This is a genomic window from Clostridium sardiniense (assembly GCF_016907995.1).
GTDB lineage: Bacteria > Bacillota > Clostridia > Clostridiales > Clostridiaceae > Clostridium > Clostridium sardiniense.
The window spans coordinates 64,117-87,875 of record NZ_JAFBDA010000009.1 but is presented as its reverse complement, the minus strand read 5'-3'; the positions used below and the strand labels follow the sequence as shown (position 1 = coordinate 87,875).

General features: G+C 29.5%; 22 protein-coding genes and 1 riboswitch. Of the genes, 1 reads left to right on the top strand and 21 read right to left on the bottom strand.

Features of this window, described 5'->3' with window-relative positions; translation table 11 throughout:
* Positions 1-47 precede the first annotated feature (47 nt).
* The 17 genes from JOC62_RS09410 to JOC62_RS09335 form a co-directional block, all read right to left on the bottom strand.
* Positions 48-575 carry a GNAT family N-acetyltransferase gene (locus JOC62_RS09410; RefSeq protein ID WP_204595011.1) on the bottom strand — a complete coding sequence of 176 codons (528 nt, stop codon included), beginning with the start codon at positions 573-575 and terminating at the stop codon, positions 48-50.
* 167 nt (positions 576-742) lie between these two features.
* Positions 743-877 (bottom strand): hypothetical protein, encoded by a 135-nt coding sequence (locus tag JOC62_RS19355; protein WP_279381515.1) that lies wholly within the window; start codon positions 875-877, stop codon positions 743-745.
* Between the two features lie 274 nt (positions 878-1,151).
* Positions 1,152-2,264: a hypothetical protein gene (locus JOC62_RS09405; RefSeq protein WP_204595010.1), complete on the bottom strand. Its 1,113-nt coding sequence runs from the start codon at positions 2,262-2,264 to the stop codon at positions 1,152-1,154.
* A 301-nt stretch (positions 2,265-2,565) separates the two neighbouring features.
* Positions 2,566-3,177 carry a VanZ family protein gene (locus tag JOC62_RS09400; RefSeq protein WP_204595009.1) on the bottom strand — a complete coding sequence of 204 codons (612 nt, stop codon included), beginning with the start codon at positions 3,175-3,177 and terminating at the stop codon, positions 2,566-2,568.
* A 95-nt stretch (positions 3,178-3,272) separates the two neighbouring features.
* Positions 3,273-4,019, bottom strand: a complete 747-nt coding sequence (locus JOC62_RS09395) for a TIM barrel protein (RefSeq protein WP_204595008.1) — start codon at positions 4,017-4,019, stop codon at positions 3,273-3,275.
* Positions 4,020-4,720: 701 nt separating this feature from the next.
* Positions 4,721-4,867: a hypothetical protein gene (locus JOC62_RS09390; protein WP_204595007.1), complete on the bottom strand. Its 147-nt coding sequence runs from the start codon at positions 4,865-4,867 to the stop codon at positions 4,721-4,723.
* A gap of 165 nt (positions 4,868-5,032) precedes the next feature.
* Entirely contained in the window at positions 5,033-5,884 is an 852-nt protein-coding gene (locus tag JOC62_RS09385; RefSeq protein ID WP_204595006.1) for an ATP-binding cassette domain-containing protein, read from the bottom strand.
* A gap of 25 nt (positions 5,885-5,909) precedes the next feature.
* Positions 5,910-6,683 (bottom strand): cobalt ECF transporter T component CbiQ, encoded by a 774-nt coding sequence (gene cbiQ / locus JOC62_RS09380; RefSeq protein WP_204595005.1) that lies wholly within the window; start codon positions 6,681-6,683, stop codon positions 5,910-5,912.
* Positions 6,680-7,006 (bottom strand): energy-coupling factor ABC transporter substrate-binding protein, encoded by a 327-nt coding sequence (locus tag JOC62_RS09375; RefSeq protein ID WP_204595004.1) that lies wholly within the window; start codon positions 7,004-7,006, stop codon positions 6,680-6,682. Before JOC62_RS09375 ends, cbiQ begins: the two co-directional genes overlap by 4 nt.
* 1 nt (position 7,007) lies before the next feature.
* A complete protein-coding gene (locus tag JOC62_RS09370) occupies positions 7,008-7,751 on the bottom strand; it encodes an energy-coupling factor ABC transporter permease (protein WP_204595080.1) in 744 nt (247 codons plus the stop codon).
* 230 nt (positions 7,752-7,981) lie between these two features.
* A riboswitch (cobalamin riboswitch) is annotated at positions 7,982-8,178 on the bottom strand.
* A gap of 152 nt (positions 8,179-8,330) precedes the next feature.
* On the bottom strand, positions 8,331-9,731 hold the full coding sequence (locus JOC62_RS09365) for an FAD-binding oxidoreductase (protein WP_204595003.1): 1,401 nt from the start codon (positions 9,729-9,731) through the stop codon (positions 8,331-8,333).
* Between the two features lie 2 nt (positions 9,732-9,733).
* Positions 9,734-10,924, bottom strand: coding sequence for an electron transfer flavoprotein subunit alpha (locus tag JOC62_RS09360; RefSeq protein ID WP_204595002.1), 1,191 nt, complete (start codon positions 10,922-10,924; stop codon positions 9,734-9,736).
* Between the two features lie 13 nt (positions 10,925-10,937).
* Positions 10,938-11,726, bottom strand: a complete 789-nt coding sequence (locus JOC62_RS09355) for an electron transfer flavoprotein subunit beta/FixA family protein (RefSeq protein ID WP_204595001.1) — start codon at positions 11,724-11,726, stop codon at positions 10,938-10,940.
* 25 nt (positions 11,727-11,751) lie between these two features.
* Positions 11,752-13,272, bottom strand: coding sequence for an L-lactate permease (locus JOC62_RS09350; protein WP_204595000.1), 1,521 nt, complete (start codon positions 13,270-13,272; stop codon positions 11,752-11,754).
* A gap of 232 nt (positions 13,273-13,504) precedes the next feature.
* On the bottom strand, positions 13,505-14,194 hold the full coding sequence (locus JOC62_RS09345) for a FadR/GntR family transcriptional regulator (protein ID WP_204594999.1): 690 nt from the start codon (positions 14,192-14,194) through the stop codon (positions 13,505-13,507).
* A gap of 295 nt (positions 14,195-14,489) precedes the next feature.
* Positions 14,490-15,326, bottom strand: coding sequence for a YjjW family glycine radical enzyme activase (locus JOC62_RS09340; RefSeq protein ID WP_204594998.1), 837 nt, complete (start codon positions 15,324-15,326; stop codon positions 14,490-14,492).
* Positions 15,319-16,815 (bottom strand): YjjI family glycine radical enzyme, encoded by a 1,497-nt coding sequence (locus JOC62_RS09335; protein WP_204594997.1) that lies wholly within the window; start codon positions 16,813-16,815, stop codon positions 15,319-15,321. Before JOC62_RS09335 ends, JOC62_RS09340 begins: the two co-directional genes overlap by 8 nt.
* A 188-nt stretch (positions 16,816-17,003) precedes the next feature.
* On the opposite strand from JOC62_RS09335, the gene JOC62_RS09330 reads away from it, so the two are divergent.
* Positions 17,004-17,954, top strand: coding sequence for a D-2-hydroxyacid dehydrogenase (locus tag JOC62_RS09330; protein ID WP_204594996.1), 951 nt, complete (start codon positions 17,004-17,006; stop codon positions 17,952-17,954).
* Positions 17,955-18,038: 84 nt separating this feature from the next.
* Here the strand turns inward: JOC62_RS09330 and JOC62_RS09325 are convergent, their stop codons facing one another.
* From JOC62_RS09325 to JOC62_RS19430, 4 genes are all read right to left on the bottom strand, one after another.
* Positions 18,039-19,112: a 2,3-butanediol dehydrogenase gene (locus tag JOC62_RS09325; protein ID WP_204594995.1), complete on the bottom strand. Its 1,074-nt coding sequence runs from the start codon at positions 19,110-19,112 to the stop codon at positions 18,039-18,041.
* Between the two features lie 179 nt (positions 19,113-19,291).
* Complete coding sequence (locus tag JOC62_RS09320; RefSeq protein WP_204594994.1) at positions 19,292-20,911, bottom strand: sigma-54-dependent Fis family transcriptional regulator; 1,620 nt, start codon at positions 20,909-20,911, stop codon at positions 19,292-19,294.
* 237 nt (positions 20,912-21,148) lie between these two features.
* Entirely contained in the window at positions 21,149-22,708 is a 1,560-nt protein-coding gene (locus JOC62_RS09315) for a ClC family H(+)/Cl(-) exchange transporter (protein ID WP_204594993.1), read from the bottom strand.
* 244 nt (positions 22,709-22,952) lie between these two features.
* A complete protein-coding gene (locus tag JOC62_RS19430) occupies positions 22,953-23,681 on the bottom strand; it encodes a MerR family transcriptional regulator (protein ID WP_204594992.1) in 729 nt (242 codons plus the stop codon).
* Positions 23,682-23,759 lie beyond the last annotated feature (78 nt).

Below are 23,759 nucleotides of genomic sequence, written 5' to 3'. Positions count from 1 at the left end.
ATTAAAATATAATCGACAAATTAGAATTTAGTCATTACATTTTATACTCATACTTTACATTCCAACTGACAATCACATGGTTCTTTCACTACATGTTTTATACTATATTCCTGTGCTTCCACGCATCCCATTGCACGGTAGAATGCTTGGGTCTCTACTGCCGAATGTCCTGAAATATATAGTTTTTGTGCTCCACACTCTTTTGCCCATATCTTTGCATTGTGAAATAATTCTTTCCCGATACCTTTTCCTCGCATCTCTTCTGAAACGTGAATGTTAGCTAAGTCCAAATACTCTTTGTTTTTGCCAAAGAGATTAGGCTCTATGGATATGAAGCCTTTTAAGTCTTTATTCAAGAATGCTCCAAGTACTAATCCACCAGTTGCCACAGTATCTTTTAAACTGATAAACAGTTTATCGTATTTTTCTTCAGTCCAGTCATCGATAAAAGTAATTTCTTTGATAAACCACTTACCATCAATTTTTCTCCAACATTTTGTTACCCTTTGATGACGTAGAAAGTGAGCGAATAGTTTCCGATTTATGCTTTCTGTCTCTATTTTAATATATTTCATATAAACCTCCAAAGTATAAGTAATCTTATTACAAGCTGTTTGATAAATTAGAATTTATTGACAGTTTAGAAGTAAAACTAACTCGTCTTGTATACTATTACGAATTACTTTCTTATTTAATTATACACAAATAACAGTAAACATTAAACATTATTTACCATTACAAATTAATTCTGACATAACATTTCCCTATCGGTATCACAAATTACAGATACTTGATTATTATAGATACCTCTCTTTTTCTTTGCCTCTTGGCTTGAAGGTTTACTTTTAGGACCACGTTTATACGGCTTACGCGGCATAGTAAAGGTACTACTTTTACTATGGTTTCCCTTTTATAAGAAATCCTAAAAAATGTTTCATGAGCTTCAACTACCCCTGATACATGACCAATTCCTATATATGCTCTTACAGCATCTAAAATTTTATGTCTCTATAAAAATAATGTAGGTATACTGATTCCAACTATTTCTGCACATTTTCTAATTGAATAAGTTTATATTATATTTATCTAATAACCTATTTATGATAATTTAATCAAATATCAACATACGTATTGAACATAGCGTAATGTTTTTATAAAATATTGCATTTACTTTTCAATATATTTATTACTTTTTGTTTTCCTTCACTCTTAAAAATTCTATTTGGTATATACGCAAGCAATAAATCATTTTTTAATAAAATTAATCCATTTGATTCCTCTATAGACTTAATTCCCTCATATTTAATAGTACAAATATTATCTTCTTGATAAAATTGAATACCATCATCTTTAAAAGTAATACTTATATTTTTATTTTGGTTATTAAAATTTTTAACTTCTTCTTTTAATACCGCTTTTTTAATTCTATCTGTTGACATTTTTGTTCTTGTAAGAAGTATTACTATAGCAAAGACTATTAGAGACATACACCCATATTTAAAGCTAATTAGACAAGTAATTATAATTAAACATAACACAGCAACTAATATTAAAGAATATAAAAATACTTCTTTAGTAGCTTTTATAATAAGATCGCCTTCCTTTGTAGTAAAAATGTATTTATTTAAGTTTCTAATATCATCTTCTCTTTTTATATAAGAAAAATCTGAATTATCTATAGATAACTTTTCATCTTTAGAACTCTTTATGTTTTCTTTTATTATTTTATAACACTGCTCTAATTCATCTTCATTATTAAATGCCTCTAAAGGAATATAAATAATATTGCTTTTTAAATATTCAATATGAATAAAATCTTCAAAAATATTTACTTCATCTATCGCACAATAAGATATTTCCGTACTTTTTACCCCACCATATTGCCTTATGCTCTTTTTATCAATTTCTATTACAAATTTTATTAATTTGTTGACATTAAATAATCTATTTTCGATCAAAGATTTCCCTTTCGTCATTATTACCTTTCTTTGAATTTTAGGTACAATCTTAAATAATAGCTCGAAATAAATAAAAAGTAAAACTATACAGGATACTATTCTAGGAAATAATTTCACCGTTGATTCTATGCCATCTGCCAATATGCCTATTAAAAGCACAAGAGAAAATAATGGTATAGCAATAGCTAAAAATACTCTATAGAATTTACTTTTCTTTATAGTATTTAGTGATTCAAGTTTTTTATTTAAAGGTTTTTCTAATATCTCCTCATATCTTTCTTTACTTATTTCATAAGTTAACTTCAATTTTAATTTCCCCCTTAATTTTGTAAAACGCAATTTAAATTTATCCACTATCCCCATTAAATAATCAACAAACCAACACGATCATTGGTTAAAATTTCAAATTTATTCTACCACATTTTTCATATTGAAACTGAAACTGTATGTTTCATGTTTAAACTACATATTTTTAATATAAATTTATTTATAATGTAAAAACTCAATATATATAATTATAGATATTAGGTTTAATGTATAATACCTTCATGTTTATAGACTAAAGAAAGTAATTCCTATACTCTAATAATTTAATCACTAACATAAGCTAATCTAATACTGATTTACATTCTAAATATTTACTCTTTGATTTAATCATTCTTATAATACAACTATAAATGTATATTCCCATAGTAAAACCTAAAGTATTTGTTATTATATCATTTATATCAAGGATTCCTCTATTTAAAGTAAATTGAGTAATTTCTACAATTATTATATAGACTAAAAAAACTGATACTAGATTTTTATTGCTGATTCTTGTTTTAAATTTAATATAAATTGATACTGGTACATATATAAATATATTAGAAATTAAAAGAAGCAATGCATGTCCAAAATAATCATTAAATTCATTTATTATTTCAAAAGGATTTAGATTTACACCTGAATAATTCCCTTTAAAAAAAGTTAAAATCATTATTATAATAAAATACATAATAGCTATTATATCAGTATACCCCTTATTAAATTTCTTATCTATAATGGATCTAACAATTATAAATAACGTTAATGCTGTAATAACCATTATAGACAAATATGCTAATGGTGCATCTGAAATAACTCTAGAAACTATATCTCCTAAAAAGTTATAATATAAAAACCAAGTTATAAAAAGACACCCTATAAATATGCATATATTTTTTACTATACTTTTCATATTTTTCCTCCTGTGTAAAACATTATTTTATCTACAAATATATTTTATAATAATTAAATCTTCTGTTTTAATACGTAAACTCATATAAATTAATCTCACTTAGTTGATTTAATATTTTTATCTATTAAACTTTCTATAATCTTCTTTGAATTTATTATATCTAAATTACTATTTACAATTTCTAGTATTATCTTCCCATTATATTTAGGTAATAAATTACTAAATATATACTCAAAATCTATATCTCCATTTCCTATAGGCAAATGTTCATGAATCACATTAAATCTTCTATCTGAGATATGAAGTATTTTAGGTTTCTTAATCTTAATCATCTCCTGTAAATGATTAAGATCGTCTATGTGTGCAACATCTAATAAAAATTCTAAATCTTTATTTTGATTAAATATCTTTTCTATCTCATGAGTATCTGTAAATATTGGATCCAATTTGCTATTGTTTTCTAAATACACCGTAATACCATTTGTCATAAATATATCTAAAGCATATTTAATACTTTCATCTAATTTATATATTGTTTTTTCATCAATTCTCTCATTTTCACAAATTGGATGAATTATTAATTCCTTATGATTTAATTTATTTAATATATCTAATAATTTTGGTATATGTTCCTTAAATTCATTTATATTTAGAACTGCATGAATAATTATAGGAAACTTGTACTTATTTATTGTATCAACAAATTCTTTATCAGTTTCATGTAAACATAATCCTCTATTGTCATACCATAGTTGCATAAAATCAAACTTATTTTCTTTAGCAAATATAACTTCATCTTCATATCTATTAAAGAATCTTGCTAAGCATCCTATTTTTATCATTAATAATTTTCCTCCAGTTTTATTTTCAATTCTCTCTGTGTAAAATATTATTTTGTATATAAATATACTTTACCAAAACATTAAATGGTATTAAACTACATTTTTATTAATATTTGCTTTGTAATTATAATATAATGTATCTAACAAAATATCCGATATGTATCTAGGAGGCACTACTATGAAAAAATATATTATATTATGAATTTTACTAACAGTAACTATATGGATCTCATTATTTTTTATATCATCAGTCCTATCAAATATAATAATTGAAAATATCTTCTCAGATTTTGATACGGTATTACTATTAACTGGCTTTTCATCACTTTTATCAACATTATTTGTTTGCACTAATTTTTTAAAAGATAAAATAGAAAAAGGATACTAAAATCAATATACTTTTTCTATTTATTAAGGTTATTAATTATATAAGAAAATAAATTAATCCAAGAAATACTGATTTTTATTACTTCCACAACTCCCCCCATGCTCCCTTTATTCCTCATAAATTGACCATTAAAAATATCAATAAAATATTCTTTCTTAGGTAAATTAAATTTGTGACTATAAGTATCTATAACACCCAATTCATAATTTGCTCCCTCTAGCCCCTTATTATATCCATAAACAATATTAGAATTATTATATTTGAGAAACTCATCAAAGTTCCAATATATCCTTGTTATGAAGCTCTATTGTATTTATAATATAATCCACTCAGCACATATCTCCCATTCATCAAATATTATTGATAATGTTCCATCTGATGCCATATCAATAAAATCTTTTGAATCCAATTCTTCAAGTTCTCTAATAATCAATCTTTCTTTTTCAATACGTAAACTCATATCTAATCTCCAATTATACTTTTATTTTTAAATATAAAATAACTATTCATCATCTCATATATTAATAATAAACATTTATGTATAATTAATCCATATAATATTTTCTAAATTATTTATAAGTATATAAATAAAAAAGTGTCCCAGGAAATATCCTAGAACACAATACTATTTATTTTCATCTCTCCAAGCCTTTATAGCTTCTCTTGCACCTGAAATTGTAACAGGAATATCTTTAAAGCCAAAGCCATCTTTCTCTTTTAATATCTCCATTAAGTGACCAATACGTGGAAGCCTTAACTTAACACTTCTAATGGCCTTCTTTTCATTAAACACTTCCTTTGGAGTACCTTGTAAAACTACTTTACCTTCATTTATAACATATACATTATCACAAAAAAGTGGAACTATATCTATATCATGAGTTGATATAATTATTGATATACCAAGAGCTTTTTGAGTCTCTTTTAAAAGATTCATTATCTCACTAACTCCAACTGGATCAAGCCCTGCTGTTGGTTCATCTAATATAAGAACATCAGGTTCCATAACTAATACTCCAGCAATTGCTACACGTTTCTTTTGACCAAAACTTAAACAGTGAGTTGGTTTATCTTTTAGATGCTCTATCCCAGTCCTTTTAATTGCATTATCAACACGTCTTCTAATCTCATCTTCTGGAAGCTTCATATTAACTGCTCCAAAAGAAACATCTTGATACACGCTAGCTGAAAATAACTGACTATCTGGATCTTGAAATACAACTCCAACAGATTGTCTAAGCTTTATAAGCCCTTTTCTTGAGTAATCTATAGGACTTCCATTAAATAAAACTCTTCCTTTAGTAGGTTTTACTATTCCATTTAAATGATGAAATAAAGTTGATTTACCGGCTCCATTTCCACCCAATATAGCTGTTACCTCACCTTTTTTTATCTCCATGTCAATCCCATTTAATGCATTAGTTCCATCAGGATATTTGTAATGAAGATCCTCTAATTTTATTATATTTTCATACATTTTTTATCTTCTCCTCCTATGTCTTCTAATACTTTAACATTAATGCAATCACTATCAAAATCACGTTTATAACTATTGCTGCAATATATATCTTTCCACTCTTTTTATATGGTTCTTGGAGTACAGTAAGCTCTCCATCATATCCTCTTGATTCTAATGATATATAAAGATCATTTGCTCTTTTAAAAGAACGAATAAAAAGTGTAGATGCAAGTGCACCTAAAGAACGATATCCTGACTTTAAATTCATGTACCCAAGTCTTGAGTTTTGAGCTGTAAACATAGTATTTGCTGTATCTAGAAGTATAAAAATAAACTTATATACAAGTCCCATCATTTCAATCATAAGCTTTGGCACTTTAAGTTTTTCAAGTACTGAAAGTATATCAACCATAGGTGTGCTTAATGATAAAAAGTAAAGACATGACACTGACCCTAAAACCTTAAAAAATAGTCCTAAAGCTTTATATAATCCATACTTTGATACTCCTATAAATGTATTAAATATATGTAATGAAAACAAAAACATACTCTGATCTTTAGAGAAATTAATTGTTATAGTAAGTACTCCAATAATTAAAAATGCCATTGGTACTAATAAAAGCTTAAAATAAACTTTTTTAGGAGTGCCACTACATTTTAGTGTGGCAACTCCCATAATTAAAAATACAGCTATTGATACTGGTAGCCTGTCTGCAAAAAGACAAACTATTAGAGTAAGTATTGCAAATACAAACTTCTCCATTGGGTTTATCTTTTTTAGTTTTGATGAATAGGCATACTTATCAATATTTATCATTTATTTTCTCCATCTAATCTCTTTCTTTTTCCCTTAAAGTATCCAAGACCAAATCCTATAACTCCAGCACCAATTGCAGCCTGAAGTGCAAATAATAAACTTTCTATTTCTCCACTTTTAGGTTCAAATATTGGTGAGAACCAAGGTTCATAGTCCTTATCTATTTGAGTTATAGCAGCTTCTGCTGCATCATCTGATCCACCAAACTCTCCATCTTTTGCAATGAAAAATGGAACTATTGCAAGTGCTACAACTATTAATATAAGTATAATATTAGTCTTTAGACTGCTTGTCTTTTCTTTCTTTTCTACATTATTACTCAAATTAAATTCCCTCCTTTGATAGGATGTTAAGATCCATTAAATCTTCTTTATCATAAGCTGCTATTGCATTAAATATTACAACAGTTAATATACCTTCACTTATAGCTAGAGGTATTTGTGTTACTGCAAATATACCCATAAATTTAATTATAGACGCCATAGCACCACCTGCTTCTGATGGGAATGCAATTCCAAGTTGTATTGAAGTAGTCATATAAGTTGCTAAATCACCAAGTGCAGCTGCAAGGAATATTCCAAGCCATCTTGGTCCATTTAATTTTTTAACTAATTTATAAATTCCGTATGATACAAATGGTCCAACTACCGCCATTGAGAATGTGTTTGCGCCAAGAGTTGTAAGTCCGCCATGTGCTAAAAGTATTGCTTGGAATAAAAGTACTATAAGTCCTAAAACAGTCATAGCAGTAGGTCCAAATAAAATTGCGCCTAGACCCACACCAGTTGGATGTGAACAACTTCCAGTTACTGATGGTAATTTTAATGCAGATAAAACAAATGCAAATGCTCCTGCCATTGCAAGTAATATCTTAAGACGAGGGTTTGCACTTATTGTCTTTTTAATTGAGAATATTCCAAAAATTACAAATGGAATAGTGAATGCTCCCCATTCTATACACCATTTTGGTTGAAGAAATCCTTCCATAATGTGCATAGCTGATGCCTTAGTTGGTATAAATAATATCATTAATGTGATACCAACAAAAAGTTGAATTCTTTTTGACATATTTGACATAATATAAATCCGCTCCTTAAATATAAATTATTAAAATATAAAGATTATAAATTATTAATACTGCTTTCTAAATTATCTTTTTTAAAGTCAGCTTACTTTAAGTAAAACCAATAAAATTGCATATAAAAAAGCCCCTTGACTCAAAATCAAGAGGCCCTATGAATTTCAAAAAACATAATTTATTCATAAGCAAAGCACCCCCCTATATCCCGTAGAGTTTTTGGTCTTTTTAAAAATAGGCAGGTCTTCTGGCTCAAGTATCAACACCTATTGTAAGCCTTCCCAGAGAATAATCCAGTGGCATAGTTTACAATAAGCTCCTCCATTACAGCGGCGGGACCGCGTGGGATTCAAACCCACTTCCCTTTTAATCTTCAAATATATTAATATTTGTTAAACCTATTTTCAAATATTTAAATTTTCTAAATTAATTGTACATTATTTCACAATCTTACACAAGATAAATACCTAAACTTTTCAGGTATTTGTTTAATTAAAATATATTTTCCCCATAAAACTATCCCTAAGCATCATTTTTAAAGTAACACTTAGGGATAATATTACAATCTTCTATTCACAAACTTTACCAGGATTTAAAATATTCTTAGGGTCAAAAGTCAACTTGATTCCTCTCATGATACCAATTAATTCATCACTTAATGATTCATTTAAGTATCCTTTCTTAGCGAATCCTATTCCATGTTCTCCTGATACTTGTCCTTTTAATTCTTTTGCTCTGTCATACATGCATTGCATAACCTTTTGAAGTTTTTCATGCCAAGTCTTTTCATCTAATGCATCTTTTAATAGATAGATATGAAGATTACCATCACCAGCATGTCCAAAACTCTTAATTCTAATATCATGTTCTTTTTCTAATTTATGAGTGTACTTAACAAATTCAGCAACTCTATTTCTTGGTACAACTACGTCAACTTCATCCATTTCAGTAGTTGATGCCTTTATAGCTTCTAGGAATGCTCCTCTTGCAGACCAGATTGACTCTTGTCTTTCTTCTGTATCTGATATGAATGCATCTATAGCACCTTCTTTAAGGCATATATCTGCAACCTTTTGATAATCTTTTTCTATCTCTTCTCTTGAATTTCCATCAAAAGTTAGAAGTAAGTATGCATCTGAAGTATGGTCTGGGAATTTCTTTCCTAGATATTCTTCTGCTGCAACTATTGCTTCCTTTTGCATAAATTCAACAGCTGTTGGTATTGATTTTGATTTAATTATCTTAGGAACTGTTTCTATTGCAGTTTCTAAATCTTCAAAAGGCACAAGTAAGCTAATTGCCTTTTTAGGTAATGGTAATAGTTTAAGTGTAGCTTTTGTTATTATTGCTAAAGTGCCTTCAGAACCTACAATTAAATCTTTAAGGCTATATCCTGAACTGTTTTTAACAACCTTACCACCTAAGTTCATTACATGTCCATTAGGTAATACAACTTCTAATCCTCTTACATAATCTCTAGTTACTCCGTATTTAACAGCTCTCATACCACCGGCATTTGTACTAATGTTACCAGCGATAGTTGCTGTTTTTTCTCCTGGATCTGGTGGGTAGAATAAGTCATTTTCTTCTACAAACTTTGCAATTTCCATCAATAACACACCAGGTTCTACAGTTAATGTTAAGTTATCTTCATCAAGTTCTAGTATCTTGTTCATACCACTTAAATCTAAAACTATTCCTTTGTGAAGTGCAACAGCTGCACCAACAAGTCCTGTTCCTGAACCTCTTGCAGTTACTGGAATATTGTGTTCATAAGCATACTTCATTACTTCTGATACTTCTTCTGTAGTAGCTACCTTAACTACTATATCAGGAAACTCTTTTATAGAGCCTAATTCATCATGACTATAATCTTCATTTATATTTTCTCCATAAAATACTCTGTCCTCATCATTGATTATCTTTTCTATATCTTTTATAGTATTTTCTGAAACTTTGCTGTAACTCATGACTATTCCCCCTTATTTCCTTTTATTTCTTCTATTAATTTTGGAACTATTTCGTATATATCTCCAACTATTCCGTAGTGAGCTACTTTAAATATTGGTGCTTTTTCATCTTTATTTATTGCGAATATATAATCTGAGTTATTCATACCTGCTGTAAATTGTACTGCACCAGATACACCACAAGTTATTATAAGTTTTGGTCTTACAGTTCTACCACTTAAACCAACTTGCTTTTTAGCATCTTCCCATCCACATTCTATTAATGGTCTAGTTACTGCAAGTTCTCCACCTAATAGATCTGCAAGTTCTTTTATCATTTCCATATCTTTTTCTGATTTTACAGCTCTACCTGCAACTACTAATACCTCAGCTTCTGATATGCTATGTTCTTTTTCTTTAGCTACAACTTCTTTTACTTCTATATTAGAAGCTAATTTAGAAGAATCTATATCACAGATTGTTAATGTACCGCTACCCTCTTCATTTCTTTCAGGTGCTGACATTACTTTATATCTAACTGTTGCAAGTTGTGGTCTTGAATTTGGAGTGACTATTTGAGCCATTATATTACCACCAAATGCTGGTCTTATTTGTACTAAATCTGTATTATCTTTTATATCTAGTATTGTACAGTCTGCTGTTAACCCAGTTCTACATCTTGCAGCAACCCTTGGAGCTAATGATCTACCAACTGTTGTTGCGCCAACAAGAAGCACAGCTGGTTTAACCTTCTTTATAAAGTCATCAATTACTGCTGCATATGGTTCTATTCTAAAGTTTTCAAGTTCTTCTTTGTCATATACCATTACTTCATCTACACCATAGTGTAATAATTCTCCTGCTTTTTCTTCTATGTTACTTCCTATGAATATACAATAAACCTTTTGGTTTACTTTATCTGCAAGTTCTCTTGCCTTACCTATTAATTCAAATGTAACTGGATGTATATCTCCATCTACGTGATCTACGTATACAGCTACTCCATTCCATTTGCTTTTATCTATCTTAACGACTTCTTCCTCTATGTATTCTATAGCCCCTTTAGGACCTTTTCTCACACACATTTTGCACATTTTACAACTTGCATTTATTTCAAGTTTTCCGTCCTTCTCTTCTAAAGCACCAAATGGACAAATCTTTATAATTTCTTCTATATTGCCTACTTTATCTTGGTTTATTACTAACTTTGCCATAACTTACTCCCCCTTAAATAAACTTTAATTCCTTTAATCTTTTAGTCATTTTTTCACTTATCTCATCTGAACTACCTGTCCACATTTCGTGGTCATCATTTGATTCTGGTGGGAATATTCTTTCAACTTGAGTAGGAGATCCATTTAATCCATACTTCTTCTCATTTTTATCCTCAAAATCTTGTAAAGATATCATTCTTATTTCTCTATCTTTAGATTCTATACTTCTCTTATAAGAAGGTAGTCTTGGTTCAAATATATCCTTCTCTACTGTTATAAGACATGGATACTTAATATCTACTATTTCTAGTGTATTTGGCATATCCATTTCTACTGTTATAAAGTTATCATTTACTTCTAATATTCTTCTTACATTTGCAACATGAGGAATTTCAAGATATTCTGCCATTTCAGGTCCAACCTGTGCAGTATCTCCATCTGTTGTTTGTTTACCGCAAATTATTAAGTCAAAATCTCCACATTGTCTTATTCCTTGTGATAATGTATAAGATGTTGCAAGTACATCTGCTCCTGCAAACTTTCTATCTGAAACTAGAGTTCCTTCATCAGCTCCCATTGCGAAAGCTTCTTTTATTACTTCCATAGCTTGAGGTGGTCCCATGCTTATTACCTTTATAACTCCACCCTTTTCTTCTTTTATATTTAGTGCAGTTTCTAAAGCATATAAATCATAAGGATTCATTTTTGTATCTATTCCATCCCTTTTTAACACTCCTGTTTTTTCATCAACTTCAACTTTTGATGTTCCTGGTACTTGCTTAATACAAACTATAGTATTCATAATACATTTCCTCCATTTCTTTTTATCACATACCTATTAATGTTCCGATGTATGTTAGTACTCCTAAGAGAATTACATATGAAACACAATACTTTAGTGTTGAGTTTAAAATTTTACCTTCACTACCTTCAAGTCCAGTAGCTGCTGTTGCAACCGCTATACTTTGAGGTGAGATCATTTTACCTGCTGTTGCACCACAAGTATTTGCTGCGGCAAGCCAATAAGAATTTACTCCTAATGATTTTGCAGCTTCAACTTGAAGTCCTCCAAATAATACATTAGCTGAGGTATCACTACCTGTTACAAAAGTTCCAAGAGCTCCAATTAATGGAGATATTACTGGATAGAAGCTTCCTGTTGCCATTACTAAAACTAAAGCAATAGATTTTATCATTCCGCTGTATCCCATTACCTTCGCTAGTGCTACTATTGCTATTATTGTTATTGCTGATTTAAACATCTGCTTAACAGTTTCTAGGAAAACCTTTACAATAGCTCCAAAAGAAGCTCCTTGTATTAAACCACCTATAAAGGTTGCTACAATTATTATAGTACCTGGTGTTGCAAGCCAGACAAATGTATATGGATGCGCCCCAGCCCCTTTATAAATGCTTACAGATGTTTTAACTGCTGCTATTGGTTCATATATTGCTGGAAATAATGGACTGACTAAAATTATAAATATAAATATAAGTATGAAAGGTAACCATGCTATGACTCCTTGCTTAAAGGAAACTTTTTCTTCTTCCTCTAAACTCTTATCTTTATAAAATACCTTTGCAATGAATATAGTAACTCCCATTGATACGACTGACCCAAGCACCGCAGGTAATTCTGCGCCTAAGTATTTTGCAACAATCATTTGTACTATAGCAAAAGAAAGGCCTGATGCAATAGTTATTCCAATAACTCCTTTTAACCCTTTGAATCCCTTACCTGTTATCATTACTAGAACGAAAGGTAATATTACAATGAAACCAAAAAGTTGAAGTGATATTGTGTAGCTTAAAGGTCCTACAGAAATATCTGACACTTTAGCTAAAGTGTTAACTGGAAGCCCTATTGCTCCGAAGGCTGTTGGTGTTGTATTTGCAATTAAGCATATAGTCGCTGCAAACATTGGTTCAAATCCGAGTGCTGCAAGTATTCCTGCTGGTATTGCAACTGCAGTTCCAAACCCTGCTACAGCTTCTAAGAAGCCACCAAAGCCAAAGGCTAGAATTAATACTAAAATTCTCCTATCATTTGTAACACCTGTTAGCATTTTCTTTATAACATCCATTCCCTTTGTGTAGATTGAAAGGTTATAAGTAAATACTGCCGCTATAATTACTATCATTATAGGCCACACTGCAAGTGCAATGCCTTCTAATGCTGCTGATGCTGTAATACCAAATGGCATTTCCCACATAAGTATTGCAAGTATAATAGTAACTACCAAAGTTATAGGACAAATTATATGTCCTGGAACTTTAAAGACTCCAAGTGCCACCATAAGTAGAATTATTGGTAATAATGCAACTATAAATTTTAAATAAATATCCATCATTTCCTCCTTCTTATTATATACTAATTAGGTGGTATGACCAATTTCCAATTTCATTGTACTCCTTTATTCTAAGCATTACCAGTATTGTTATTTTTTTAACTATAAACATTTGTAAACGTATTAAGTACAAATAAAGGAGTCGCCTTTGGCAACTCCTCTTTAAGAATAAATTGTAAACTCTTCGTTTCCATTAGTTTCCTTATTAAATCGTTATTTTTTTAACACTATTCTATTTAATATACTCTTTTATTAATTCAAAGTGCTCTTTAAGAGCTGTATAAGCTCCCATAGAATCTCTGTTTTCTAGTGCGATATATACTCTTTCATGTAATTTTAATAATCTCTCTTTATTCTCACTACTCTCTAGAATATTTTTTCTTGAGTCAGTTATAAACTTATCTATTACTTGTGATAAAACATTTAAAAGATTTGTTATAAGTGGATTATTTGCAGACTTAACTATAGTGTAATGGAATTCCTTATCTATAATTACATTATTGGATTCTATATCACTTTCTTTAAACTTCTCTATTAATTCCTTTAACTTTTTAAGTTCTTCTTTGCTTATCCTTTCAGCTGATAGCATTATTGTTGAAAGTTCTAAAACTTCTCTAAGCTCATATATATCGATAGCTGAACCTTGTTGTAGCATAAACATCATTGATAATGGCTCTAAAAGAATTTCACTAAAATCATTTTTTATATAATTTCCAGCTCCTTGTATACTTTCTATAAGGCCTATAACCTCAAGAGATCTTATAGCCTCTCTTATAGAAGCTCTACTAACATTTAATTCTTCAGCCATAGCTCTTTCTGTTGGTAACTTATCCCCTATTTTAAGCTCGCCCTCTTCAATCATTTTTTTTATACGCTCTACGACTTCTTCATAGACCTTTGTATTCTTTGCTGGCGCGTCCATACCTTTTCATCTCCTTGTATCTTCTCTACTTTGATTCTATTATATTAATTTATAGTCATCATCTTATTAATTCATAGCCTCAATTATTTAATTCATAACTCTTATTATAAATTAAAATTGCCATTTTAGTATTACTATAATATTAACATGATTATAACAAAAATAAATTTTTATAATCAACTATATACATTATTGGATATTTTATTTATTTAATTAACTTTTTTATAAATTAAGGATAAATTTATCAAGACCACAAAAGAATAACCCTCCAAATTGGAAGGTTATTCTCTATAAGTTATAATATCAATATTTCTTTACAACCATTTTTAATAGCTATATCTTTTAAATAATCCATATATTCATCTGTTGGGGTTTTAGAATTAACCTCATTTTTTCTAACTCCCATAGGTCTATATTTTATAAGTTTATATCTTATCTTAGGATCTAAAGATACTAAAAGATTACTTATCTTATATACATTATTCTCATTGTCTAAAAGGTCTGGAACTATAACAGTTCTTATCTCAAATAATTTATCTATACTAGCTAAATACTTAGCATTTTCAAGAACTATATCATTTTTTCTCTTAGTTAACATTTCATGCTCTTCTGAATCAAATGATTTTATATCTAACATAACTTTATCTATAAGATCTATAAATTCTTTATCTTTAGAAAAGTCTAATGATCCATTTGAATCTACAAAAATACTAAGTCCTAATTCCTTAACTTTCTTAAATAACTCTACAAGGAAATCTCTCCAAAGAGTACACTCACCCCCTGATACAGTTATTCCAGATATAAATGGTTTTACCTTTAATATCTCACTTACTACATCTTCTACACTCATATATTTAGTTCTTGGTCCACAATTTTTTGTACAATTTTCAAGGCATAAACCACAATTTTCACATTTATCTTCATCCCATTTTATAGTACCATTTAAAAGTTCTACAGCACCATGAGGACATATCTCTACGCACTTACCACATACTATACAAGTTTTTATAGTTTCAGGATTATGGCAGTATTTGCAGTTAAAATTACACCCTTGAAAAAATATAGCCGTTCTATTTCCAGGTCCATCAACTGAACTAAAAGGAATTATCTTATTAACTAACCCCTTAGTCATTATCTCTAACCTTTCTATCTAAAATCCTAGAATTTTTAACAGCTCCAAGTCCTAATACTACAGTATCTTGCAGTACTTGTTCTCCCTCTTCTAGTTTCTTTATATCAGATAGCTTAACTAAATATCCAGTTATTCTTATTACATCACAATCTGAAGAATATAATGAGAAATATCTCATACCTTCTTTAAATGCTCCATTTATTATGTCAAGGATAGCTTCTGGATTCTTCTTTGCTGTTGATTCAAATGGGAATATATCACCTATACCTGATGGAAAATACTTATGGAATTTAGCACTTTGCATAAGATGAATAGGTAAATCTGGCTCTTCTCCTATTGGTATTCTACATCCTGGACTTGTACCATTATCTGTATCTATTCCCACTTGTGCATGTAGTAAGAAATGTCCACCTGTAATAGAACAATCTTTATTAACTCTGCTATTTACTATCTCATACATTTTATCTATTATTTCTAAGCCTAATTTATTTGCTTTTTCGCTATGTCCAAATCTATCTTTTAATTCTTTTGCATTAAGTAGATTATTTACGCACTCTGCGAGTCCAAACATACCAAACATAGCTGTAAATCTATCTTTATGTATCAATCCTTCTTTTACTAGGAAATTACTTTCAAAGAAATTGCTCTCCTCTACTATAAACTTTATTCTCTTATCTATATATTCACTCATTTGCTCCATAACATAAGGTAATATATTCTCTAAGAAATCTTCTTTAGATGTAGCCTTCTTAGAGGCTCTATAAAGATTAAGTCTAACAAGTGTAAGACTACCTCCCCCTATGTATAATCCGTTATAACAACTAGCTATTGCATATTTATATGGTGCAAATTCCTTTGAGAACATCTCATCATTTGCAAAGCTTGGCTTAGCTGTAACTAAAGCTGTATTTATAGAATCTATAGCAAATTCTTTTGATGTTTCTTTTCCATATTTTAATGTTATATTTGGTATTGCAGTTTCAAGTTCTCTCTGCGCTTTTAATATAATCCTTCCAGCTTTTGTTTCTATAGGACCAATATTTGCATGACAGAAAGAATCTGTTATTGTTCTATCTATTTGAAGTAAAAATAATTTTATAGCTCTATAAGCCTCCTCTTCATCCACTACAAAAGGCTCTAAAAGAGTATCAATATTTCCTATGTATACTGGCATAGAAGTTATAGATGGTACATGCTTGTACAAAATAAGTAAATTAGTTGTAGCCTCCCATATGTCCTTTGGTGGATTTAAATTAAGAAATTCACTTCCTTCTTTGATAAATTTCTCATAATCTGGACAGATATATCTAGGTCTATATGGTGCATTTCCTTCGTATAAATCACATATTACACCTTCATCTCTTAAACTTTGAATCTCTTTTGAAAGGTTTAGTACATCTAATGAATTTTCAGCTTCTCTAGCAAGAGATAAAACCTTTTGCTCATAAGTTAAAGTTTTATCCTTTATTATATTTAAAGTATTATTCAAGAATCCTCAACTCCTATTTATAAAATTTATTATGTATTATTGTATATTCAAATCTTTTATTATGCAAACCTTTTCTAAGTCTATAATATATAACGATATTGCATATTATAATTTTATCTCCTTCTTACTATTTATAAATGCTATAATTACTGATAAATAGATATTTAGGAGTAAAGGAGGTTTATAATATGCATAAAATTGCAGTTTTAATTAGTACTGATGATTCACAAAAAGAAAAATTTAAAAAGGCCTGTGGTAATACAGAAATTGTTTTTAGAGGTGGAGATACTCCTGTAGGAGATCTTAATCAATATACTATAATAGTTGGGAATGTATACCCTAAGAAACTTAAACAGGCTACTTCTCTTAAATTTTTACAACTTTGTAGTGCTGGTGCAGATGATTATACAGATAGAAATATATATGCAAATAAGGATGTAATTTTAGCTAATGCATCTGGTGCTTACGGTTTTGCAATATCTGAATATATGCTTGCTATGCATCTTAGTATGATAAAGAAACTTCCAATATATCGAGATAATATGAAAGAAGGCTTATGGGAAAGTGCTGGTACTATAACTTCAATTAGTGGCAGTACAGTAATCTGTGTTGGTGTTGGAGATATCGGTTCAAGATATGCTAAAAAACTTAAAGCTCTTGGAGCTTATGTTATTGGTATCCGTAGAACTAAAGGTGAGAAACCAGACTTTTTAGATGAGGTATATACTCAAGATGAATGCAAAGATGTTCTTTCTCGTGGAGATGTAATTGCATTATCTCTTCCAAACACTAAAAAGACAGATAGATTCTTATCAAAGGAAACTATAACCTCTTTAAAGGATGGTGCATTTATTATAAATGTTGGTCGTGGTAATTCTATAGATATAGAGGCTCTTTGTGATGCTCTTATATCAGGTAAATTAGGCGGAGCTGCTTTAGATGTAACAGATCCAGAACCACTTCCTAAAAATCATAGATTGTGGAGTATATCTTCTGCATTAGTAACTCCACACATAACAGGTGGATTTACTATGCCTCAGACTAAAGATTTTATCTTTGATATAGCTTGCGAAAATATAAAACGTGTCCTTGATGGAAAATCACCTAAAAAATTAGTTAGCTTTGATGAAGGCTATTAAAAATAAAAGTAAATATTAAAGGTGGTAACTTTATTTAAGTTACCACCTTTAATTTTATAAATTTAATATATTTCTATCTGTTAATTATAAAAGTGACTTGTCTGGAGTTACAAGTATTTTCACATGTTTCTTCTTTTCTGGTCCAGTTAAAGTACCAAAGCCTTCTTCTACTATATCATCAAGTGCTATCTTCTTTGTTATATAACCTTCAGCCTTTACTCTTCCATCACTCATTAGTGCAATAGTTGCTGGGAATTCATGTCTATATGCTAATGTCCCAACTATTTTCTTTTCACTAAATACTAATGAATTAGGATTAAAGCTTACTTCCTTTTCCCAAATACTTGTTATAACCATAGTTCCTTCAAATTTTAAACTATTAATTCCTGTATCAAATCCTATTTTTGCTCCTGTAGTTTCAAAGGCTACATCAACACCTAATCCACCTGTAACTTTCTTAACTTCCTCTGCTATATCTACTTCATTAGGATCAAGAACTAAATCAGCACCAGCTCTCTTTGCATATTCTTGTCTTATTGATTTTCTTTGAAGTACCACAATAAGCTTAGCACCTGCTGCCTTTAATAATTCTATTGTTGCAAGACCAATTGGGCCTGAACCTAATACTAATGCAGTATCTCCTACTTTAAAATTAGCAATTCTTATTGAATGAAGTGCTACTGCCATTGGCTCTATTAACGCTGCTTGTTCATAAGAAATATCATCTGGAATTTTGTGAATAAACTCTTCTGGGAATACAGTATATTCTGCAAGCCCTCCACCACTTCCGCATAGTCCATGGAAGCCTAATGATGTGCAAAGATTATACTTTCCTTCTTTACATGCTGGACATTTTCCACAAGCTACTATTGGTTCAATTACTACCCTATCGCCAATCTTAAATTTAGTTACATCTTCACCTATTTCAACTACTTCCCCTGAACATTCATGCCCTAATACTACTGGTGCTACATTTTTACTTAAAGGATGTGGTGTTCCTACTGGAATAAATATAGGTCCTCCTAAATATTCATGTAAATCTGAACCACAAATTCCACACCATTTAACCTTGATTTTCACTCCATCTTTTGTTACCTTTGGTTCTTCAATATCTTCTACTCTTACATCCTTTTTATCGTACCATAATGCTGCTTTCATTACGCATCCCCCTCATATATATGTATTTGTTAAATTATTCACATATATAATAAGCAATTGCTATGCCAATAAAAGAATTTACTATATATCAACTATCTTAAATAAATCTGTTTCAATAAGACACACTTTCTATGTAGCAATATGATACACTAAAATATAAATTCTCAATTTAATACAATTTATTTTCTATCATTATTAATATTATATTTTTTAATTTTTCTATATAATGTAGACCTGCTCATATTTAGAAATTTTGCTACCTTAACTATATTACCATCACATTTATCTAAAGCATTTTTAATTATCTTTTTCTCAGCTACATTCATAGGAATTATATTTAGCTTTCTACTTCTTTCTCTATTTTTTGTTTCACTTTTTTCTATTTCTAAATTATTATGTTCTTCTATTAAATCATTATCACTTAAATAATAATCTCTCTCTATTACATTTTTAAGTTCTCTAACATTTCCAGGCCAATCATACTTTTTAAGTTCATTTATATAAGAATTGCTTATATGCCTAATATAAGAATTATTTTTTGAATTTAATTCCTTAATAAAATATCTTGCTAAAACACCTACATCATTATTTCGCTCTCTTAAAGGAGCTGTTTTTATGTTTATTACATTTATTCTATAATAAAGATCATCTCTAAAGTTTTTCTTTTTTATTTCATCTTTAAGCACTCTATTTGTAGCCCCAACTACCCTTATATCTAATTGTCTCTCAAATTCACTTCCAATTCTACTTACTCTACCACTATCGAGTACTCTTAATAATTTTGTTTGTATATCTAATGGTAATTCTCCAAGTTCATCTAAAAATATAGTTCCTTTATCTGCAAGCTCAAATTTTCCTATTTTTCCGTCTCTTGATGCTCCAGTAAAAGCTCCACCTTCATATCCAAATAATTCACTTTCGACTAATTCTCTAGGTATTGCACCACAATTAATTGCAATAAAAGGTTCCGATACTCTATTGCTGCAATTGTGTATAGATTGAGCGATTAATTCCTTTCCTGTTCCACTTTCTCCCTCAATTAAAATATTACACTCACTTTTAGCTGCTTTTTTTGCAAGACTTATCATTTCAATCATTGCTTTATCTTCAGTTATAATATCATCAAAATTATATAATGCTTTATTCTTAGTATTATTTTTGTTATTTATTCTATAATTTTTATTTTTAAATTTTATAAGTATACCAATAGACTGTGCTGCTGCTGTTACCATTCCTAGGGTATGAGAATGTACACTATTACAACATCCTGACATATCAATGCACCCTATAACATTTCCTGCATCATCATGTATTGGAGCTGCTGAGCAAGTCCATGAATGTTGATCCAATCCAAAATGTTCTGCTCCGACAGTTTGAATTGGCTTATTCAGATAAATGGCTGTTCCTATTGCATTAGTTCCAACAGTTCTTTCACACCATAAAGCTCCTCTTTTAAAATTTAAATTATTTGCCTCTTCCAATATTTCTTTATCCCCAATTATATCTATTATGTATCCATCTCTATCTGTTAAAAAGATTGCAAAGCCTGACCCCTTTACAATACTATATATATTCTCCATTATAGGTTTAGCTACAGACATTAACTCTTTGTTTTTCTCAGTTATCGCCCTAATGCTTAGCTTTTCTGTATCTAATCCCTTTCCACTCATAGGATTTACTTTATAACCTTTGCATCTCCTCCAGGAATCTGCAATTTCTCTCTTTACTTTATGGCTTATATCTCCTGTTTTTATAAACTCATTCCACTCATTAGCCATGAACTTAATATAACTTTCCAAAATCCTCACCTCATATTAAACTAATTTTTTATTATTAATTGAGATTCTAGAATAGGCTTTCTCATAATAAATAACTATCTTATTTTTAATATATCACAATTTAGTGGAATAAATAAGTTCATATGTATTATAAGAGTAATTTTACCAAATATTAAAAACTAATTTATCTACTAAAATTTTCAGTGAATTAAAAAAGAGATAAAACTTTGAATTTTATCTCTCAAACCAAACATAAACTTATGATAATTTACATAAAGATTCTAACTTATCTCTCAAATTAGATTCATCACACTCATCTACTAAAGCTGTTATAGTATCTCCTGCTCTTATTATAGTATTTCCATTAGGAATTATTTCTTCTCCTGCTGTCTCAATAGTAATAACTAATGCGTTATCCACTAATTTAATCATTTTTAATCTTTTACCAACAATAGGTGAACCTAAATCCACAACATATTCAACAACAGATTTTCCTGCATCCTTTTCAAGATTATCTTTTTTTTGAGATGCTATTCTAAGTTTTAATAATGACTCATATACTGGCTCACTTCCAAGTAAATCTGCAACTAAATATGCAACACCACAAACTACAGCAAGTGGTCCAAGCTGAGTAAATGATCCACTCATTTCACATACTAAAACAAGCCCTGTTATAGGTGCTCTAACTATTGATGCAAACATTCCTGCCATTGCAAGAAGAATAAAGTTAATTATAAATCCACTATCTCCTCCAAGCATACCAATTGACACCTGTCCAAATATTGCTCCGACTAAAGCTCCAAGTGTTAATAGCGGAAATAATATTCCTCCTGGAATACCAGATGCAAAACTAGTCATAGATAATATAAATTTACCTACTAATAATATAATTGCAAATTTTAATATTACTCCATCCACCAAAATATGGTTTATAAGATCATTGCCTCCACCTAAAACTTCTGGAAGATATATCCCAAATATTAATACAATTGCAAATGGAATCATCATTCTTACCTGTAAAGACACATTTATCTTTTTATAGATATCTATTGTTTTAAGTAAAGTACTATTATATACGGCTCCGCATACTCCAACTATTATCCCAAGTATTATTAATAATATATAATATTGATATGGTAATACTAATAATTTATGTACATCTAGAATAGGTTGTCCGCCAAAGAATATCCATGTAACTAAATCAGAAGTCACACAAGCTGATATAGCTGATACAAACAGAATTGGTGAAAAGCTTCTATGAACCTCTTCAAGAACAAACATCACGCCTGCAAATGGTGCATTAAATGCAGCTGCAAGTCCAGCACCTGATGCTGCTGATATTAGAAATCTCTTTTCAAGTTTTAACCTTTTAGTTATATTTCCATAAATATGTGCAGCACTAGCTCCTAATTGAATAGATGGTCCTTCTATTCCAAGTGATAATCCAGCACCAATTGCAAGAACACCACCTACAAACTTTCCTATAAGAACTTTAACTGGATTTTTTATATCAAAATACCCCTTTAATAAACCCTCAATCTGTGGAATACCACTACCACCTATCATAGTGTCATGTTTTAGAATAAGTCCAACTGCATATCCTATAATTAATAACACTATAAGCCCCAAAATAATATATGTTTTATGAGTTGACATAAAGTCATAAGCTTTTAAACCATAGCTTCCGAAATACTTAAGTACAAGCCTATATAAAGATACTATAAGTCCTGTAATAGCTCCAACTAAAACACTTTCTAATACTGTTCTTAGCTTTAAAGTCTGTATCATCTCATATATATTAGATGCTTTATTATCCATTACTATCCTCCTATAATTTCTTATAGATTAATTATATCTCCTATATAAGGTTTTACTCAAAGACTATACTATTAACATAGACTTAATATTTGGTGAATAACTTAAAGAACTTATTTAACTATTTATAGATAAATATCTATTATTCATATTTAATCATATTCCTAAATTCATATTAATTCCTACTTTAATTTAATAAAAATATCTTTATCTATATAGATAAAGATATTTTTATGTGGATTTTATTTTAAAACCAATATACTATAGCTTGTCCTATAAATTCTCCAAGCCCTGTCTTTTTACTATCTAATATAGTACTAAAACTCTTATCTTTTATGTAAACTTCGCTAAGCTTTTCAAATTCTTCAATTGAAAATATAGAGAAAGTATTATTCATATACTTTTGAAAATCCTCCATAACTACTTGTGTCTTCTTACTTTCTACTCCATAAGGCATTACCTCTACAAATAAATCATGAATTTTTTCACCTTCTGTTTTTATTGCTAATAAATTTGATTCCAAAACATCATCCCCTTTGCTTTTCTTTACTTTACTATTCCTTAAATACTCCTCTTTAAACCCATCACTCCTGCATGCATCTTCAATTCTTATTACCCGATTTTTATTAAAATCTTCTAGCATACTTTCTTTAAATTCTCCTAAAATAGCACTATCAATAGAATCTATAAGTCCTTCTAGACATTTTCTCTTATTATATAAAATGTTCTTATGCTCTTTAAGTATAGCTTCTTCTTTAATCTTTTCTCCATCTAATACTTCTTTTATTTCATCAATAGTAAAATCAAGTTCTAAATATAAAAGAATCTTCCAAAGCCTCTCAACATCTCTATTACTGTACTCTAAATATTTTTCTCTCGTACTTTCACTTGCTACAAGGAGCCCAATGTCATTATAATGCTGAAGTGTCCTTTTACTAATTCCTGCAAGGCTTGCTACCTCATTTACTAATTTCACATCAATTACCTCCCTAGTTTAATATAGATTTATCTTATATAGTTCTTAAATATAACTAAATTACTATTTAATATATAT

Coding starts and splice junctions, on each gene's coding strand:
- JOC62_RS09410 (WP_204595011.1), bottom strand. CDS start 575: ATGAAATATATTAAAATAGAGACAGAAAGCATAAATCGGAAACTATTC.
- JOC62_RS19355 (WP_279381515.1), bottom strand. CDS start 877: ATGCCGCGTAAGCCGTATAAACGTGGTCCTAAAAGTAAACCTTCAAGC.
- JOC62_RS09400 (WP_204595009.1), bottom strand. CDS start 3,177: ATGAAAAGTATAGTAAAAAATATATGCATATTTATAGGGTGTCTTTTT.
- JOC62_RS09395 (WP_204595008.1), bottom strand. CDS start 4,019: ATGATAAAAATAGGATGCTTAGCAAGATTCTTTAATAGATATGAAGAT.
- JOC62_RS09390 (WP_204595007.1), bottom strand. CDS start 4,867: ATGAGTTTACGTATTGAAAAAGAAAGATTGATTATTAGAGAACTTGAA.
- JOC62_RS09385 (WP_204595006.1), bottom strand. CDS start 5,884: ATGTATGAAAATATAATAAAATTAGAGGATCTTCATTACAAATATCCT.
- cbiQ (WP_204595005.1), bottom strand. CDS start 6,683: ATGATAAATATTGATAAGTATGCCTATTCATCAAAACTAAAAAAGATA.
- JOC62_RS09370 (WP_204595080.1), bottom strand. CDS start 7,751: ATGTCAAAAAGAATTCAACTTTTTGTTGGTATCACATTAATGATATTA.
- JOC62_RS09365 (WP_204595003.1), bottom strand. CDS start 9,731: ATGAGTTACAGCAAAGTTTCAGAAAATACTATAAAAGATATAGAAAAG.
- JOC62_RS09360 (WP_204595002.1), bottom strand. CDS start 10,924: ATGGCAAAGTTAGTAATAAACCAAGATAAAGTAGGCAATATAGAAGAA.
- JOC62_RS09355 (WP_204595001.1), bottom strand. CDS start 11,726: ATGAATACTATAGTTTGTATTAAGCAAGTACCAGGAACATCAAAAGTT.
- JOC62_RS09350 (WP_204595000.1), bottom strand. CDS start 13,272: ATGGATATTTATTTAAAATTTATAGTTGCATTATTACCAATAATTCTA.
- JOC62_RS09345 (WP_204594999.1), bottom strand. CDS start 14,194: ATGGACGCGCCAGCAAAGAATACAAAGGTCTATGAAGAAGTCGTAGAG.
- JOC62_RS09340 (WP_204594998.1), bottom strand. CDS start 15,326: ATGACTAAGGGGTTAGTTAATAAGATAATTCCTTTTAGTTCAGTTGAT.
- JOC62_RS09330 (WP_204594996.1), top strand. CDS start 17,004: ATGCATAAAATTGCAGTTTTAATTAGTACTGATGATTCACAAAAAGAA.
- JOC62_RS09325 (WP_204594995.1), bottom strand. CDS start 19,112: ATGAAAGCAGCATTATGGTACGATAAAAAGGATGTAAGAGTAGAAGAT.
- JOC62_RS09315 (WP_204594993.1), bottom strand. CDS start 22,708: ATGGATAATAAAGCATCTAATATATATGAGATGATACAGACTTTAAAG.